Raw genomic sequence first — 17132 nt, 5'->3', positions numbered from 1 at the left:
CGCCCTGATGAATCCGAAAAACTAAAGAACTCGAACAAGCACGCGCTCGGAGCGCGGAAGGAACGAACTACCAGCGGTAATGAGAGAATGCCTTATTGGCCTCTGCCATCCGATGCGTATCTTCCTTCTTCTTGACCGCCGTGCCGCGCGACTCCGCCGCATCCATGAGCTCGCCCGCGAGCCGTTGCGCCATCGACTTCTCGGAGCGCTTGCGCGCCGCGTCGATCAGCCAACGCATAGCGAGCGAGTTGCGGCGCGTCGGACGAACTTCGACAGGAACCTGATAGGTCGCACCACCGACACGGCGCGACTTGACCTCGACGGCCGGACGCACGTTCTCCATTGCCAGCTCAAGCAGCTCGATGGGCCGACCACCCTTTTTCTCAGCCATTTGATCCAGGGCTTTGTAGATGATCCGCTCAGCAACGGACTTCTTACCGTCTTCCATCATCATGTTGATGAACTTGGTCAACAGCTCGCTTCCGTGCTTGGGATCCGGGAGGATCTGGCGACGGGCGGCAACGCGTCTTCTCGGCATGATCTTTAAGGCTCCGACCTTATTCGTTAGTCATTGATCGCTCTGGCGTGGATCGCCCCAGCAACCAACTATTTCTTCGGGCGCTTGGCACCGTACTTGGAACGACCTTGACGGCGCTTCTCGACACCAGAGGTGTCCAGGGTGCCGCGCACGGTGTGATAACGCACACCCGGCAAGTCCTTGACACGGCCGCCACGGATCAGCACCACCGAGTGCTCCTGGAGGTTGTGCCCCTCGCCACCGATGTAGGAAGCAACCTCGTAGCCGTTGGTCAAGCGCACACGCGCGACCTTACGCAACGCCGAGTTCGGCTTTTTCGGTGTCGTGGTATAGACACGGGTGCAGACACCACGGCGCTGCGGGCAAGCCTCCAGCGCGGGCACGTTGGATTTCGCCACGTTCCGCTTGCGGGGCTTCCGGACGAGTTGGTTGATCGTAGCCATGCAAAGAGTCTCCAGCGGCGCCCTCGCGCCATGATCTCGATGAGTCAAACGACAGCTGCGCGAAATCCTACCAGCGTAACCAGCGCCAGCGTTCACGCATCAAAGCCATCGCTTGCTCGGGGACCGGGCAGGTGCGCCCAGACCAAGGAACCGGACTAGTGAAAATGAGACTAGCCGGCAGAGTGCCGGCTAGCTGAGACAAAGCAGTATAGGGATACGCCTAGGTCATGTCAACAACCACAACAAGAACTGGGTAGGCATCCCCAGCGACCGCTATTCGGCCTCGGAGGTATTGAGCGCCTTCTTCAACGCCTCTTCGAGCTCCTCGGTCGCCATCTCGACCTTGGCCGAGCCCTGCCCATCCATCATGGCGCGCTGGCGACGGCGCTCCTGGTGATAGGCCAGACCCGTGCCGGCCGGGATCAAGCGCCCAACGATGACATTCTCCTTCAGCCCAGTGAGCCGATCCGTCGAGCCGCGAACGGCCGCCTCGGTCAGCACGCGGGTGGTCTCCTGGAAGGAGGCGGCGGAGATGAAGGACTCGGTCGCCAAGGAGGCCTTGGTGATACCGAGCAGCAGGGGCTCGAAGAGCGCGGACTGCTTGCCTTCCGCCGCGACCCGCTTGTTCTCGTCCTGGAGATAGGCGTACTCCACCTGCTCGCCGCGCAGAAGTCGGGTATCGCCCGTGGCGGTCACTTCGACCTTGCGCAGCATCTGGCGCACGATCACCTCAATGTGCTTGTCGTTGATCTTCACACCCTGCAGGCGATAGACGTCCTGGATCTCCTTCACCAGGTACTCGGCCAGCGCGGTGACACCCTTGAGCCGCAGGATGTCGTGCGAGGACAGCTCGCCGTCGGCGATGACCTCGCCACGCTCCACGCGCTCGCCCTCGAAGACGTTGACATGACGCCACTTCGGGATCAGCTCTTCGACCGTCTCACCGTCATCCTTGGTGATGATAAGCCGCTGCTTGCCCTTGGTGTCCTTGCCAAAGCCGATGGTGCCGCTGGCCTCCGCCAGCAAGGCGGGCTCCTTCGGCTTGCGCGCCTCGAAGAGGTCGGCAACGCGCGGCAGACCACCCGTGATGTCGCGCGTCTTACTGGACTCTTGCGGGATACGGGCGAGGATGTCGCCGACCCCGACCTGAGCCCCGTGGGACACGCTGACGATGGCCCCCGAGGACAAGGCGTAACGTGCCGGCAGATCCGTGCCGGCGATGTTGAGCTCGTTGCCATGCTCGTCGAGCAGCTTGACCATGGGACGCAGATCCTTGCCCGTGGCCGGACGCTGCTTGGGATCGATGACCACGAGCGAGGTGAGGCCCGTGACATCGTCGACCTGGCCCTGCACGGTGACGCCCTCGATGAAGTCCTCGAACTCCAGCGTACCCGCCACCTCGGTGACCACCGGGTGAGTGTGCGGGTCCCAGCTCGCGACCACGTCGCCCGGCTTGACGCTATCGCCGTCAGCCACGCGCAGGGTCGCGCCATAGGGCACCTTGTAGCGCTCCTTCTCCATGCCGCGCTCGTCAACGACCGTCAGCTCGCCGGAGCGCGAGACGGCCACCAGGTTGCCCGAGTGGTGCTGCACGGTCTTGATGTTGTGCAGACGCGCCGATCCGGCGTTCTTGATCTCGATGCTGTTGACCGCCGCCGCTCTGGACGCCGCGCCACCGATGTGGAAGGTCCGCATGGTGAGCTGCGTGCCCGGCTCGCCGATGGACTGTGCCGCGATGACACCGACGGCTTCGCCCATGTTGACGCGATGCCCGCGGGCCAAGTCACGACCGTAGCACTGGGCGCAGACGCCCAGACGCGATTCGCAGGTGATGGGCGAGCGTACGCGGACCTGGTCGATACCCACTTGCTCGAAGCGCTCGACCCAACCTTCGTCCAGGAGCGTCCCGGCGGAACAGACCAACTCGTCGGAGCCCGGGCGATAGACGTCGACGGCGCAGACACGCCCCAGGATCCGTTCGCGCAGCGGCTCGACGACGTCGCCACCCTCGATGATCGGCGCCATCAGCAGACCTTGATCGGTCCCGCAGTCCACCTCCAGAACCACCATGTCCTGGGCGACGTCGACCAGACGGCGCGTGAGATACCCGGAGTTCGCCGTCTTGAGTGCCGTGTCGGCCAAACCTTTGCGCGCACCGTGCGTCGAGATGAAGTACTGAATGACGTTCAGACCCTCACGGAAGTTCGCCGTGATGGGGGTCTCGATAATGGAGCCGTCCGGCTTGGCCATGAGGCCGCGCATACCGGCGAGCTGGCGGATCTGCTGGGCAGAGCCACGGGCACCGGAGTTGGCCATCATGTAGATGGAGTTGAAGGAGTCCTGCTTGCGCTCGGCGGCGACACGCGCCTTGGCCTCCTTCAAGCCACTCGCGCCCCGATCCCTGGCATCCTGGCCCTTGGTCTGCTCCAGATCCAGATACCCGAGGGCCTGCGGGCGATAGGTCTCGGTGAGGGCGTTCGCCCGCTCACCGAAGTCCTCGGACGTCAGTCCACCTCCGGCCAGCTCATCGCAGAGGCTCTTCAGCTCACCCTGCCAAGCGGAGAACAGCTTTCGCACGGCATTGCGGTTGCCGTCTTCCACCGCGCCCACCACCACCTGGCGATACTCGGCGACGATACGCTGCGCCTCGAAGGCGACATTCGCCGCGGCAGTCTCGGTGCCAAGCTTGGCCATCATGGCCTTGGCCACCTGGTCGTTGGTACGCGACCAGATGTCGACGACCTTGTTGTAGCGCTCGCCGTTGGTGACCAGACCCGAGGCATACTGCTCCTGGATCTCCTTGACCTCCGTCTCCGCGGCGGCCAGCAGGGAGCCTTTGTCCATCTTGGCATCCAGGTCGTCCGTCGGGACCTCCATATCTTCCAGGCCGATGGACACACCGGCCCTGGTCGCCATGCGGAAGCCCAGATACATGATCTGGTCGGCGAAGACCACGGTGTCCTTCAGACCCAGTCGGCGGTAGCAGACATTGATGAGCAGGGAGATCTGCTTCTTGCCCATGGCGCGGTCGACCAGTGCGAAGGGCAGTCCCTCCGGCACGATGGAGAACACCAGGGCGCGACCCAGGGTCGTCTCCTTGATGCTGGTCAACTCATGCAGCGTGCCATCCTTCTCCTTGATGACTTCACGGAGACGCACCCGGCAGCGGGCATGCAGATCGGCGCTGCCCGTCTCGTAGGCACGGCGCGCCTCGTCGATATCGGCGAAGCTGCTGCCCTCGCCCTTCGCATTCACCCGCTCGCGGGTCATGTAGTAGAGCCCAAGCACCACGTCCTGCGACGGCACGATGATGGGCTCGCCATTGGCCGGCGAAAGGATGTTGTTGGAGGCCATCATGAGGGCACGCGCCTCCAACTGGGCCTCCAGCGAGAGCGGCACGTGGACCGCCATCTGGTCGCCGTCGAAGTCCGCGTTGAAGGCGGTACAGACCAGCGGGTGAAGCTGGATGGCCTTACCCTCGATCAGCACCGGCTCGAACGCCTGGATGCCGAGACGATGCAGGGTCGGCGCGCGGTTGAGCATCACCGGGTGCTCGCGGATCACCTCTTCGAGGATGTCCCAGACCTCCGGCGTGCCGCGCTCGACCATCTTCTTCGCGGCCTTGATGGTCGCGGCCAGGCCGCGCAGCTGCAGCTTGCTGAAGATGAAGGGCTTGAAGAGTTCCAGCGCCATGCGCTTGGGCAGACCGCACTGGTGCAGCTTGAGCGTCGGGCCGACCACGATGACCGAGCGGCCGGAGTAGTCGACACGCTTGCCGAGCAGGTTCTGACGGAAACGGCCCTGCTTGCCCTTGATCATGTCGGCGAGCGACTTGAGCGGGCGCTTGTTGGTACCGGTGATGGCGCGACCGCGACGACCGTTGTCCAGCAGGGCGTCGACCGACTCCTGCAGCATGCGCTTCTCGTTGCGCACGATGATGTCGGGCGCGACCAGATCCAGCAGGCGCTTGAGACGGTTGTTGCGGTTGATGACGCGACGGTAGAGGTCGTTCAAGTCCGAGGTCGCAAAGCGTCCGCCGTCCAGCGGCACCAGGGGACGCAGCTCGGGCGGCAGCACCGGCAGCACGGTCAGGATCATCCACTCCGGCCGATTGCCGGACGCGAGCAGCGACTCCATCAGCTTGAGCCGCTTGGAGAGCTTCTTGATCTTGGTCTCGGAGTTGGTGCCCTCGATCTCCTCGCGCATGCGGCGGATCTCGGCCGCCATGTCGATGGTGCGCAGCAGCTCGTAGACCGCCTCGGCACCCATGCGTGCGTCGAACTCGTCGCCGTTGGCCTCGAGGGCCTCCAGATACTGCTCATCGTTGAGCAGCTGACCGCGCTCCAGCTCCTGCACCAAGCCTGGATCGATCACGACGAAGGATTCGAAATAGAGGATGCGCTCGATGTCGCGCAGCGTCATGTCGAGCAGCAGGCCGATGCGCGACGGCAGCGACTTGAGGAACCAGATGTGCGCGACGGGGCTGGCCAGGTCGATATGACCCATGCGCTCACGGCGCACCTTCGCCAGCGTCACCTCGACGCCGCACTTCTCGCAGACGACGCCACGGTGCTTGAGCCGCTTGTACTTGCCGCAGATGCACTCGTAGTCGGTGATAGGCCCGAAGATCTTGGCGCAAAAAAGACCGTCGCGCTCCGGTTTGAAGGTACGGTAGTTGATGGTCTCGGGCTTCTTGACCTCGCCAAAGGACCAGGAACGGATCATCTCGGGGGAGGCAAGTCCGATCTTGATCGCGTCGAATTCGAGTGCCTGACCCTGTTGCTTGATGATTTTAAGTAGATCTTTCAAGACCTTAATCTCCTGCCTGGGATAATCGGCGTAGGATGGGTAGAGCGACAGCGAAACCCATCGCAACAACGCTGAGCGCGTGAGGCGACCCAGGACGTGGCGACTACGTCGGCACGCCCTAGGATCACCCGCTAATCCTGCTGAAGCTCCACGTTGATACCGAGCGAGCGGATCTCCTTGACGAGCACGTTGAAGGACTCGGGCATGCCCGCCTCCATCCGGTGGTCGCCATCCACGATGTTCTTGTACATCTTGGTGCGGCCGTTCACGTCGTCGGACTTGACCGTGAGCATCTCTTGCAGCGTATAGGAGGCGCCATAGGCCTCCAGGGCCCAGACCTCCATTTCACCGAAACGCTGGCCTCCGAACTGCGCCTTACCGCCGAGCGGCTGCTGCGTGACCAGGCTGTAAGGCCCGGTCGAGCGCGCGTGCATCTTGTCGTCGACCAAGTGATTCAGCTTGATCATATACATATAGCCGACCGTCACCGGACGCTCGAACTGGTCGCCGGAACGCCCATCGAAGAGGACGGTCTGGCCGCTCGGGATGCCCTGCGCGACGTTATCGCGCTCGGCGAGTACGAGCATCGCCTTGATCTCTTCCTCGGTCGCGCCATCAAACACCGGTGTCGCCAGGGGTACGCCCGCCGTCAAGTTCTGCGCCAGCTTGATGATTTCATCATCCGAGAAGGAGTCCAGATCTTCCTGCTTGCCGCTGGAGTTGTAGACCTGATCCAAGAAGCCGCGCAGCTCCGCCACAGCGACCTGCTGCTTCAGCATGCGATCGATCCTGTCGCCGAGGCCGTTCGCCGCCCACCCCAGATGGGTCTCGAGCACCTGCCCAACGTTCATACGCGAAGGCACGCCCAGCGGATTCAGCACGATGTCGACCGGCACGCCGTCAGCCGAGAACGGCATGTCCTCGACCGGCACCACCTTGGAGATGACACCCTTGTTGCCGTGCCGACCGGCCATCTTGTCGCCTGGCTGGATGCGACGCTTCACAGCCACATAGACCTTGACCATCTTGAGCACGCCGGGTGCCAGGTCGTCGCCGCTTGCGATCTTGCGCTTCTTGACCTCATAGCGCTCGCGGAACTCCTCGCGCTGCTGCTTGACCTGAGCCGCGACCGCCTCGAGCTGGGTCGCGATCTCTTCGTCCTGCATGCGGATCTCGAGCCAGGCATCACGCGAGCCCTTGGCCTTGAGTCCGTCGAGATAGTCCTTGGTAACGGTCGAGCCGGGGCGCAGATTCGCCGGGCCGCCATCCGCCACCTTGCCAATCAACATCTTCTCGACGCGCTGGAAGGTATCGTTCTCCATGATGCGTTGCTGGTCGGCGAAGTCCTTGCGGACCCGATCGAGTTCCATTTCCTCGATCTGCAGGGCGCGCTTGTCCTTTTCCACTCCGTCGCGGGTGAAGACCTGCACGTCGACCACGGTGCCGTTCATGCCGGTCGGCAGACGCAGGGAGGTGTCCTTGACGTCGGAGGCCTTCTCACCAAAGATCGCGCGCAGCAGCTTCTCTTCAGGGGTCAGCTGCGTCTCGCCCTTGGGCGTGACCTTGCCCACCAAGATGTCGCCGTCGCGCACCTCGGCGCCCACGTAGACGATGCCCGACTCGTCGAGCTTGGACAACGCGGACTCACCCACGTTCGGGATGTCACCCGAGATCTCTTCCGGCCCGAGCTTGGTGTCGCGCGCCAGACAGGCCAGCTCTTCGATGTGGATGCTGGTGAAGCGATCTTCCTGCACCACACGCTCGGAGATGAGGATGGAGTCCTCGAAGTTATAGCCGTTCCAGGGCATGAAGGCGACGCGCAGGTTCTGCCCCAACGCCAGCTCGCCCATATCGGTCGAGGGACCATCCGCCAGCACGTCGTTGCGCGCCACCACGTCCCCCGGCTTGACCAGAGGACGCTGATTGATGCAAGTGTTCTGGTTGGACCGGGTGTACTTGGTCAGATTGTAGATATCGACGCCTGGCACACCCGGCACGGCCTCGTCGTCGTTGACGCGCACCACGATACGCGCGGCGTCGACCGATTCGATGGCACCGCCGCGCCGCGCGACCACGCAGACGCCGGAGTCCTTGGCGACCACGCGCTCCATGCCGGTACCGACCAGCGGCTTCTCGGCACGCAGCGTCGGCACCGCCTGGCGCTGCATGTTCGATCCCATGAGGGCGCGGTTGGCGTCATCGTGCTCGAGGAAGGGAATCAGCGATGCCGCGACCGAGACGATCTGTCGCGGCGAGACGTCCATGTACTGGACCTCTTCCGGCGCGCGCATCGTGAACTCGTTCGCGTGACGGCAAGAGACCAGCGCGTCGGTCAGATGACTCTCTTCATCCAGGGTCGCGTTCGCCTGTGCGATGACGAAGTTGCCCTCCTCGATCGCCGAGAGATAGTTGATCTCATCGGTGACGCGACCGCCATCGACCTTGCGATAGGGGGTCTCCAGGAAGCCGTAGGAGTTGGTCCGCGCATACACGGCCAGCGAATTGATCAGGCCGATGTTCGGACCTTCAGGGGTCTCGATCGGGCAGACGCGGCCATAGTGCGTCGGGTGGACGTCGCGGACCTCAAAGCCTGCGCGCTCGCGGGCCAGACCACCAGGACCGAGCGCCGAGACGCGACGCTTGTGGGTGACCTCGGACAGCGGGTTGTTCTGGTCCATGAACTGCGAGAGCTGGCTCGAGCCGAAGAACTCCTTGATCGCGGCCGAGACCGGCTTGGCGTTGATCAGCTCCTGCGGCATGAGCCCCTCGGACTCGGCCAGGGACAGCCGTTCCTTGACGGCGCGCTCGACACGCACCAAACCAACGCGGAACTGATTCTCGGCCATCTCGCCGACGCAGCGGATGCGGCGATTGCCGAGGTGGTCGATGTCATCGACGGTGCCGCGGCCATTGCGCAGCTCCACCAGGACCTTGAGGGTATCGATGATGTCGGAGACGGCTTCGCCCTGGGCCGCGAACAACGACTTGGAGAAGTCGTCCGCGCGCGCGCTGAAGTAGCGCCCGTCATAGACCACACCCGGCCCCTCCTCGGTGGGACGGCCGAGGCGGCGATTGAACTTCATCCGGCCGACCGCCGAGAGATCGTAGCGGTCCGGGGTGAAGAAGAGGTTGTGGAAGAGGTTCTGCGCGGCCTCCTTGGTCGGCGGCTCGCCAGGACGCATCATGCGGTAGATCTCGACCTGGGCCTCCAGATCGTTGGTCGTTGGGTCGATCCGCAAGGTCTCGGAGATGTAGGGGCCTTGGTCGAGATCGTTCACGAAGAGGGTTTCGAGCGTCTCGATCCCCTTGTTGAAGACGGTCTCGAGGATTTCGGGCGTGATCAGCTCGTTGGCCTCGGCGAAGACCTCGCCAGTCTCGGTGTCGACCTGCGCATGGGCGAGCGTGCGGCCAATCAGGAACTCGGCGGGCACCTCAAGGCGATCGACGCCGGCCTTCTGCAGCTCGCGGATGTGGCGCGCGGTCACGCGTCGGCCAGACTCCACGAGAACCTCGTCGCCGATCTTGACGTCGAAGCCGACCGTCTCGCCGCGCAGACGCTCCGGCACCAGATCCAGGGTCACGCTACGGTCCTTGATACGGACGATGTCCGTCTCAAAGAAGCGCGCAAGGATGTCCTCCACACCATAACCGAGCGCTCGCAGCAGCACCGTCGCCGGGAGCTTGCGCCGACGGTCGATACGCACGAAGACGTTGTCTTTCGGATCGAACTCGAAGTCGAGCCAGGAACCACGATAGGGGATCACGCGCGCCGAGAAGAGCAGCTTTCCGGACGAGTGGGTCTTGCCCTTGTCGTGATCGAAGAAGACACCTGGCGAGCGATGCAGCTGGGAGACGATGACTCGCTCCGTGCCGTTGATGATGAAGGTGCCCGTCTCGGTCATGAGCGGCAGCTCGCCCATGTAGACCTCTTGCTCGCGGATGTCCTTGACGACCTTGGAGCCTGCCGGCGCCTCCTTGTCGTAGATCACCAACCGCAGCAGGACACGCAAGGGCGCGGCAAAGGTCGCGCCGCGCAGATGGCATTCACGCTCGTCGAAGACCGGCTCGCCGAGACGATACTTCACATACTCGAGGACGGCGTTTCCTGAATAGCTCTCGATGGGGAAGACGGACTGGAAGGCTGCATGCAGCCCCATATCCCGACGGTCTTTGGGCGCGCGGTCGGCCTGCAGGAACTCTCGATAGGAGTCGATCTGCGTCGCCAGAAGGAACGGCACGTCCAGAATGCTGGGACGCTTGCCGAAGTCTTTGCGGATGCGCTTTTTTTCGGTGAACGAATAGGCCATTATGCCTTCCCTCGAGGTGCTTGCGTGGGTCCCTGACGGGGCGCGGACACGGATGCAGATTGCGGACGGCTTGGAACGAGCATCGATCCGGTACCTTGGCCGGCGTCACGGTCAACATGGGGGCCAAGGCGAAATCTGTAGTCGGACTGCAAGAGCCCAACGGGAAAAGGCCGGCAGCTCGGAGCCGCCAGCCGATTCCCAGGGTCGAAAACGTTTCGACGCAATGCGCCGTTACTTGATTTCGACAGTGGCGCCAGCCTCTTCGAGCTGCTTCTTCGCGTCTTCGGCCTCGCTCTTGGAAACGGCTTCCTTCAGCGTCGTGGGAGCGCCTTCCACGGCGTCCTTCGCTTCTTTCAGGCCAAGACCGGTGAGACTGCGAACAGCCTTGATGACACCAACCTTATTGGCACCGAAGGACGCGAGAATCACGTCGAACTCAGTCTGCTCTTCGGCAGGCGCGGCATCGCCACCGCCGGCACCAGGTGCTGCTGCCATCACGGCGGCAGCGGCGGTCACGCCGAACTTCTCTTCCATCGCGCTGATGAGGTCGACGACCTCCAGCACGGTCATGTTGCCAATCGCTTCGAGAATCTCGTCTTTCGAAACGGCCATGGTCTTCTCCTAGAATTTAAAACGATAGATCGGATTGCTGATGAACGGAGACGGCCGATCAGGCCGCCTCTTTGGCATCGCGAACCGCGGCAAGGGTACGGACGAGTTTGCCCGGCACCTCGTTGATGGTCGCTGCGAGCTTCTGCACCGGAGCCTTCATGGTGGCCATGAGCATGCTGATCGCCTGGTCATAGGTCGGCATCTTCGCGAGATTACCGATCTCAGAGGGATCCAGCAGCTTGCCGCTCAGGGCGATGAGACGCACCTGAAACTTGTCATGCTCCTTCGCAAATGCCTCGAAGACGCGCGCCGCCGAGCCCGGATCTTCCTGCGAGAAAGCGAGAATCATGGGGCCAGTAAGCCCATCCCGCATGCAGGCAAAATCCGTCTCTTCCAGCGCGCGCCGCGCCAGGGTATTCTTGACGACGCGAACATAGACGCCGCTCTTGCGTGCTTCCACGCGCAGCTTTGTCAGTTGCCCGACGGTCAAACCCCGGTACTCGGCACCGATAGCCGAGTAGGCAGTCTTAGCGACTTCCGCGACTTCGGCGACGATTGCTTCTTTTTGCGCAAAATTGAGCGCCATTGTCGTCACCTCTTTCACTTATGAGCCCGGCGAGTGCCGGGCGGCGAAGCGACTGCCACCTCCAGTGGCACCCCGTTTCGCCGGGGTCGTGCACCTTCATCAGCATTCGATCTGAATCCGGAGCACCGTCTGCGCAGGCGTGATCTGCATTAAGCCCAGGCAGCCAGATCCCAATGGACGCCCGGGCACCTGCGGTCTTTAACGGTCTCCGGCCATTGCCGAGACCTCAAAGAAACGCGATCCAACTCCGGCGCAAAGCGCCGGTGCCGATCATCAAAAACTGAGCGAAGAGTGATCGATGGTGACGCCCGGCCCCATGGTGCTGGAGACCGTGACCTTCTTCATGTAGATACCCTTGGCCGCGCTCGGCTTCGCCTTCATCAGATTGGAAAGCAGCGCCTCAAGATTCTCACGCAGCTTGGCAGGCTCGAAGTCTGCCTTGCCGAGCGGGCAGTGGATGATGCCGGCCTTATCGGTGCGGTAGCGAACCTGGCCAGCCTTGGCATTGTTGACGGCCTGCGCGACGTCAGGCGCGACGGTACCCACTTTCGGGTTTGGCATGAGCCCGCGCGGACCCAGGATCTTACCCAGCTGGCCGACGACGCGCATCGCATCTGGAGAGGCGATCACGACGTCGTAGTCGAGCTGACCGGCCTTCATCTCTTCCGCCAGATCCTCGAAACCGACACGATCGGCCCCGGCGGCAGTCGCGGCATCGGCAGCGGCACCCTGCGCGAAGACAGCAACGCGCACGGTCTTGCCGATGCCATGAGGCAGCACGGTCGAACCGCGAACGACCTGATCCGACTTACGCGGATCGACGCCCAGGTTCACCGCAACGTCGATGTTCTCGACGAACTTGACCTGAGAGACCTCTTTCAGAAGGACGAAAGCCTCTTCGGCTGGATACAGCTTGCCGTGCTCGACACGCTCGCGGATTGCACGCAGGCGCTTAGATAGATGAGCCATCAGTTCACCCCCTCGACGTTCAAACCCATCGCACGCGCACTACCCGCGATGGTGCGGACGGCCGCATCCATGTCCGCGGCCGTCAGATCAGGCATCTTCGCGGTCGCGATTTGCTCGAGCTGCTCGCGCGTCACGGTACCAACCTTATTCGTATTGGGGTTTGGGCTGCCCTTGGCCAAACCAGCCGCCTTCTTCAGCAAGATGGACGCCGGCGGGGTCTTGGTGATGAAGGTGAAGCTGCGATCCGAGTAGACGGTGATGACGACCGGGATCGGCATTCCCTTCTCGAGTTCTTGCGTGCGCGCATTGAACGCCTTACAGAACTCCATGATGTTCACGCCATGCTGACCAAGCGCAGGACCGACAGGCGGACTTGGATTCGCCTCACCCGCCTTCACCTGCAGCTTGATGTAGGCATTGATTTTCTTTGCCACAGTTTGTCTCCAATGGGTGCAAGCGCCAGCGCAACGCGAACTGGCTCCCCATGCGTGACCCCTTGCGGGGCTTCATTAAATTCGCCAGACCGAAGAAAAGGCCCGGCCATGAAATTCGTCTCGGCCCGAGGAACGGCAGACGCCGCTGCGGAACGATCAGCCTTTTTCGACTTGGGAGAACTCGAGGTCGACGGGCGTCGAGCGCCCGAAGATCAGGACAGACACTTTGACGCGGCTCTTGTCGTAGTCGACATCCTCGACGACCCCATTGAAGTCGGTGAAAGGCCCATCGACGACGCGAACCACTTCGCCCGGCTCGTAGAGGATCTTTGGCCGCGGTTTCTCACCGCCTTCCTGAAGCCGCTGAAGGATGACATCGGCCTGCGAATCCGGCACCGGGGCTGGCCTATCGCCAGTTCCGCCGATAAACCCCATGACCTTTGGCACGCTCTTGACGAGGTGCCAGGTCTCGTCGGTCATCTCCATACGCACGAGGACATAGCCCGGAAAGAACTTGCGCTCGCTCTTGCGTTGCTGACCGCCACGCATCTCGACGACCTCTTCGGTCGGCACCAGAATCTCGCCGAACTCCTCCTCGAGACCAGCCCGCTTGACGCGGTCTTCGAGCGCACGTTTGACTTGACCTTCGAAACCTGAGTAAGCATGGATGACGTACCAACGCTTGGACATCATCAGCCTCCCTGGCCAGTCAAGAAACGCAGAATCGACATGAGCACCATATCGAAGAGCCAGAGGACGATCCCGACGATCAGGACCATGACCACGACGACCAGGGTCGTCTGCAGCGTTTCCTGCCGAGATGGCCAGACGACCTTGCGGACCTCCATGCGTGAATCGGCGACGAACTGCCACAATAGCCGCCCGCGCTCCGTCTGGAACGCGATCACAGCAGCACCCGCACTGATCACCAAGAGACCGATCACCCGGAGAAGGGTTGAAATGCTCGCAAAGTAATAGAAGGCAAAGATGCCAATGACGAGCAAGAAAATAGCGACGGCCAGCTTGATTGCGTCCAAGCTGGCGCCACGGGCCTCTGCACGTGAATTCATGAAATCGCCTGTTGACTAAGCGATGGATAAATGGCAGGCCAGGAGGGAATCGAACCCCCAACCTGCGGTTTTGGAGACCGCTGCTCTGCCAATTGAGCTACTGGCCTAGAAAAGGATGGCTTGCGTAATATGGAGCTGCGGACAGCTCCATTCAACACAAGCACTAAGAGCTTACTCGATAACCTTTGAAACCACACCAGCGCCGACGGTTCGGCCGCCTTCGCGCACGGCAAACCGCAGACCTTCTTCCATGGCGATCGGCGCAATCAGCTTGATCGTCATCTTGACGTTGTCACCCGGCATGACCATCTCGATGCCCTCGGGCAGCTCGCAGGCGCCCGTGACGTCGGTGGTGCGGAAGTAGAACTGCGGGCGATAGCCATTGAAGAACGGCGTGTGACGACCGCCCTCTTCCTTGCTCAGCACGTAGACTTCGGCTTCGAAGTGGGTGTGCGGGGTGATCGAGCCGGGCTTGGCCAGTACCTGACCGCGCTCGACGTCTTCACGCTTGGTGCCACGCAGCAAGGCGCCAATGTTGTCGCCGGCCTGACCCTGGTCGAGCAGCTTGCGGAACATCTCGACACCGGTGCAGATGGTCTTGACGGTGTCCTTAATCCCGACGATGGCGACTTCTTCACCCACCTTGACGATGCCGCGCTCGACACGACCGGTGACGACGGTGCCGCGACCGGAGATGGAGAAGACGTCTTCGATCGGCATCAGGAAGGCGCCGTCGATCGCACGCTCGGGCTCGGGGATGTAGCTGTCGAGCGCCTCCATCAACTTGTCGATGGACGGAGTGCCAATCTCGGAGGTGTCGCCTTCGAGCGCCAGCTTCGCCGAGCCGGTGATGATCGGGGTGTCGTCTCCCGGGAAGTCGTAGCTGGAGAGCAGCTCACGCACTTCCATCTCGACGAGCTCGAGCAGCTCGGCGTCGTCCACCATGTCAGCCTTGTTCAGGTAGACCACGATGTACGGCACACCGACCTGACGCGAGAGCAGGATGTGCTCGCGGGTCTGCGGCATCGGACCGTCGGCCGCGGAGCAGACCAGGATCGCGCCGTCCATCTGCGCCGCACCCGTGATCATGTTCTTGACGTAGTCAGCATGGCCGGGGCAGTCGACATGGGCGTAGTGACGCTTGTCGCTCTCGTACTCGACGTGCGCGGTGGCAATGGTGATGCCGCGCTCGCGCTCTTCGGGGGCGTTGTCGATCTGGTCATAGGCACGTGCCTCACCACCGAATTTCTTCGCCTGGTGGGTCGTGATCGCCGCCGTCAGCGTGGTTTTGCCGTGATCGACGTGGCCAATGGTGCCAACGTTGACGTGGGGCTTGCTACGTTGAAACTTTTCTTTGGACATGAACGGCTCCCCGCATGATTCAAATCGACTGAATGCGCCTCGGCGCACGCGAAACCAAAATATCAATGGAGCCCATGACCGGAGTCGAACCGGTGACCTCACCCTTACCAAGGGTGTGCTCTACCAACTGAGCTACATGGGCCAAGACAAACTCTACAAATTCGCCACGCTCGTATGACATGGAGCGGGTGATGGGAATCGAACCCACACCATCAGCTTGGAAGGCTGAGGTTCTACCATTGAACTACACCCGCCAACGAAATCTGCACCGATCTTTAGTGCCGCCAGACGACGCACCAAGAACGGCGCGAAACTAGCTGCAAACACGGAGAGCCGAAATCGGATGCGTGTCCGTGATTTGGTGGAGGGGGGAGGATTCGAACCTCCGAAGGCTGAGCCGTCAGATTTACAGTCTGATCCCTTTGACCGCTCGGGAACCCCTCCAAATGAGCGGCGCAGTATAGAAGCTCCTCAGCACCCCGTCAACCACTTCCTGCAACTCAGGGCCGGCGTCGGCGACATCCGGGCGCCGATCTCGCGGAGGAGTCGCGGAGTCGCGCGACTGCAACCGGACAGCCATCTCTGGCTGATAGAATCACCGTTTGACTTCAAGAATCCAGACTAACACGCGGAGCGATAGCACAACGATGGATGTCACTATTTTTGGCAGCGGCTATGTCGGCCTGGTCACCGGGGTCTGCCTTGCGGAGGTCGGCAACAATGTCCTCTGCGTGGACATCGACCCCAAGAAGATCGAGGTGCTCAACAGCGGAGGCGTTCCCATCTACGAGCCCGGCCTGGACGACCTGATCAAGAGCAACCGCGATTCGGGCCGACTGAAGTTCACGACAGACGCCGAGGCAGGCGTCAAGCACGGACTCTTCCAATTCATCGCGGTTGGCACGCCCCCCGACGAAGATGGCTCGGCCGACTTGCAGTACGTCATCGCCGTCGCCCGCGCCATTGCCGAGCACATGGACTCCTATCGCATTCTGGTCGACAAATCCACGGTGCCCGTGGGAACGGCGGACAAGGTTGCCGACACGGTTCGAGAGACACTCAAGAGCCGCGGCCTATCACTCGAATTCGACGTCGTCTCCAACCCTGAATTTCTCAAGGAAGGGGCCGCGATCGATGACTTCATGCGACCCGATCGCATCGTCGTCGGTACCGACAACCCACGAACCGCCGAACTCCTGCGCGCGCTCTATGCCCCTTTCAATCGCAACCATGACCGCCTCATGCTCATGGATGTCCGCTCGGCGGAGCTGACCAAGTACGCCGCGAATGCCATGCTGGCCACCAAGATCAGCTTCATGAATGAGCTCTCCAATATCGCGGAGTCGGTCGGCGCGGACATCGAAAAGGTCCGCGTCGGGATCGGCTCAGATCCCCGTATCGGCTACCAATTCATCTACCCGGGCTGCGGCTACGGCGGCTCCTGCTTCCCCAAAGATGTCCGAGCCCTGGAGCAAACCGCTCGCTCGCTCGGCTATGACCCGCAGCTCCTCCATGCTGTTGAGTCCGTGAACTTCCGCCAAAAAACAGTGCTGTTCGAGAAGATCCGGACCTGGTTCGAGGGAGATCTGGAAGGACGGACCTTCGCCGTCTGGGGGCTCTCCTTCAAACCCAACACGGACGATATGCGCGAGGCATCCAGCCGAGTGCTCATGGAATCGCTGTGGGATGCCGGGGCGCGGGTCAACGCCTACGACCCGGTCGCCATGGAGGAGACCCGACGCATCTACGGCGAGCGGCCGGACCTCCTGCTGGCGTCTGACGCCATGGCCGCGCTCGAGGGCGCCGACGCCCTCATCATCGTGACCGAGTGGTCGCAGTTCCGCAGCCCGAGCTTCGAGGCCATCAAACGGGCACTCAAGTCGCCGGTGCTTTTCGACGGGCGCAACATCCTCGACGGCACCCTCGCGCGCGCAGCCGGTCTCAACTATGTCTCGATCGGCCGCTCGGCCTTGAGCCCAGACCAGTAGCCCACATAACCCGG

12 protein-coding genes and 4 tRNA genes are annotated in these 17132 nt (G+C 62.2%); 1 reads left to right on the top strand and 15 read right to left on the bottom strand.

Annotated features, from left to right (window positions below):
• Positions 1–67: 67 nt before the first annotated feature.
• From rpsG to CKO23_RS06315, 15 genes are all read right to left on the bottom strand, one after another.
• Positions 68–538: a 30S ribosomal protein S7 gene (gene rpsG / locus CKO23_RS06385; RefSeq protein WP_200329199.1), complete on the bottom strand. Its 471-nt coding sequence runs from the start codon at positions 536–538 to the stop codon at positions 68–70.
• A 68-nt stretch (positions 539–606) separates the two neighbouring features.
• A complete protein-coding gene (gene rpsL / locus CKO23_RS06380; RefSeq protein WP_164453462.1) occupies positions 607–981 on the bottom strand; it encodes a 30S ribosomal protein S12 in 375 nt (124 codons plus the stop codon).
• Between the two features lie 273 nt (positions 982–1254).
• Positions 1255–5790 (bottom strand): DNA-directed RNA polymerase subunit beta', encoded by a 4536-nt coding sequence (gene rpoC, locus CKO23_RS06375; RefSeq protein ID WP_200329197.1) that lies wholly within the window; start codon positions 5788–5790, stop codon positions 1255–1257.
• A gap of 131 nt (positions 5791–5921) precedes the next feature.
• Positions 5922–10097 (bottom strand): DNA-directed RNA polymerase subunit beta, encoded by a 4176-nt coding sequence (rpoB, locus tag CKO23_RS06370; RefSeq protein ID WP_200329195.1) that lies wholly within the window; start codon positions 10095–10097, stop codon positions 5922–5924.
• Between the two features lie 231 nt (positions 10098–10328).
• The gene (rplL, locus tag CKO23_RS06365; RefSeq protein WP_200329193.1) at positions 10329–10709 is read right to left on the bottom strand and encodes a 50S ribosomal protein L7/L12; all 381 of its coding nucleotides are present in this window, start codon (positions 10707–10709) and stop codon (positions 10329–10331) included.
• Between the two features lie 58 nt (positions 10710–10767).
• Positions 10768–11295: a 50S ribosomal protein L10 gene (rplJ, locus tag CKO23_RS06360; protein ID WP_200329191.1), complete on the bottom strand. Its 528-nt coding sequence runs from the start codon at positions 11293–11295 to the stop codon at positions 10768–10770.
• A 273-nt stretch (positions 11296–11568) separates the two neighbouring features.
• Positions 11569–12264, bottom strand: coding sequence for a 50S ribosomal protein L1 (gene rplA / locus CKO23_RS06355; RefSeq protein WP_200329189.1), 696 nt, complete (start codon positions 12262–12264; stop codon positions 11569–11571).
• Entirely contained in the window at positions 12264–12698 is a 435-nt protein-coding gene (gene rplK, locus CKO23_RS06350) for a 50S ribosomal protein L11 (protein ID WP_200329188.1), read from the bottom strand. The genes rplA and rplK overlap by 1 nt, the downstream gene beginning before the upstream one ends.
• 156 nt (positions 12699–12854) lie before the next feature.
• Positions 12855–13388, bottom strand: a complete 534-nt coding sequence (nusG, locus tag CKO23_RS06345) for a transcription termination/antitermination protein NusG (RefSeq protein ID WP_200329186.1) — start codon at positions 13386–13388, stop codon at positions 12855–12857.
• A 2-nt stretch (positions 13389–13390) separates the two neighbouring features.
• Positions 13391–13768, bottom strand: coding sequence for a preprotein translocase subunit SecE (gene secE, locus CKO23_RS06340; RefSeq protein WP_200329184.1), 378 nt, complete (start codon positions 13766–13768; stop codon positions 13391–13393).
• 31 nt (positions 13769–13799) lie between these two features.
• Positions 13800–13875 (bottom strand) — tRNA-Trp (locus CKO23_RS06335).
• A gap of 64 nt (positions 13876–13939) precedes the next feature.
• Positions 13940–15130, bottom strand: coding sequence for an elongation factor Tu (gene tuf / locus CKO23_RS06330; protein WP_200329182.1), 1191 nt, complete (start codon positions 15128–15130; stop codon positions 13940–13942).
• Positions 15131–15196: 66 nt separating this feature from the next.
• Positions 15197–15272, bottom strand: a tRNA-Thr gene (locus tag CKO23_RS06325).
• Between the two features lie 38 nt (positions 15273–15310).
• Positions 15311–15384, bottom strand: a tRNA-Gly gene (locus CKO23_RS06320).
• Between the two features lie 105 nt (positions 15385–15489).
• Positions 15490–15574, bottom strand: a tRNA-Tyr gene (locus CKO23_RS06315).
• A 203-nt stretch (positions 15575–15777) separates the two neighbouring features.
• Here CKO23_RS06315 and CKO23_RS06310 point away from each other — a divergent pair.
• Positions 15778–17118 carry a UDP-glucose dehydrogenase family protein gene (locus CKO23_RS06310; protein ID WP_200329180.1) on the top strand — a complete coding sequence of 447 codons (1341 nt, stop codon included), beginning with the start codon at positions 15778–15780 and terminating at the stop codon, positions 17116–17118.
• Positions 17119–17132 lie beyond the last annotated feature (14 nt).

The organism is Thiocystis violacea (assembly GCF_016583565.1).
GTDB lineage: Bacteria > Pseudomonadota > Gammaproteobacteria > Chromatiales > Chromatiaceae > Thiorhodococcus > Thiorhodococcus violaceus_A.
The sequence above is the reverse complement of the archived record's forward strand: the minus strand, read 5'-3'. Positions and strand labels throughout refer to the sequence as shown.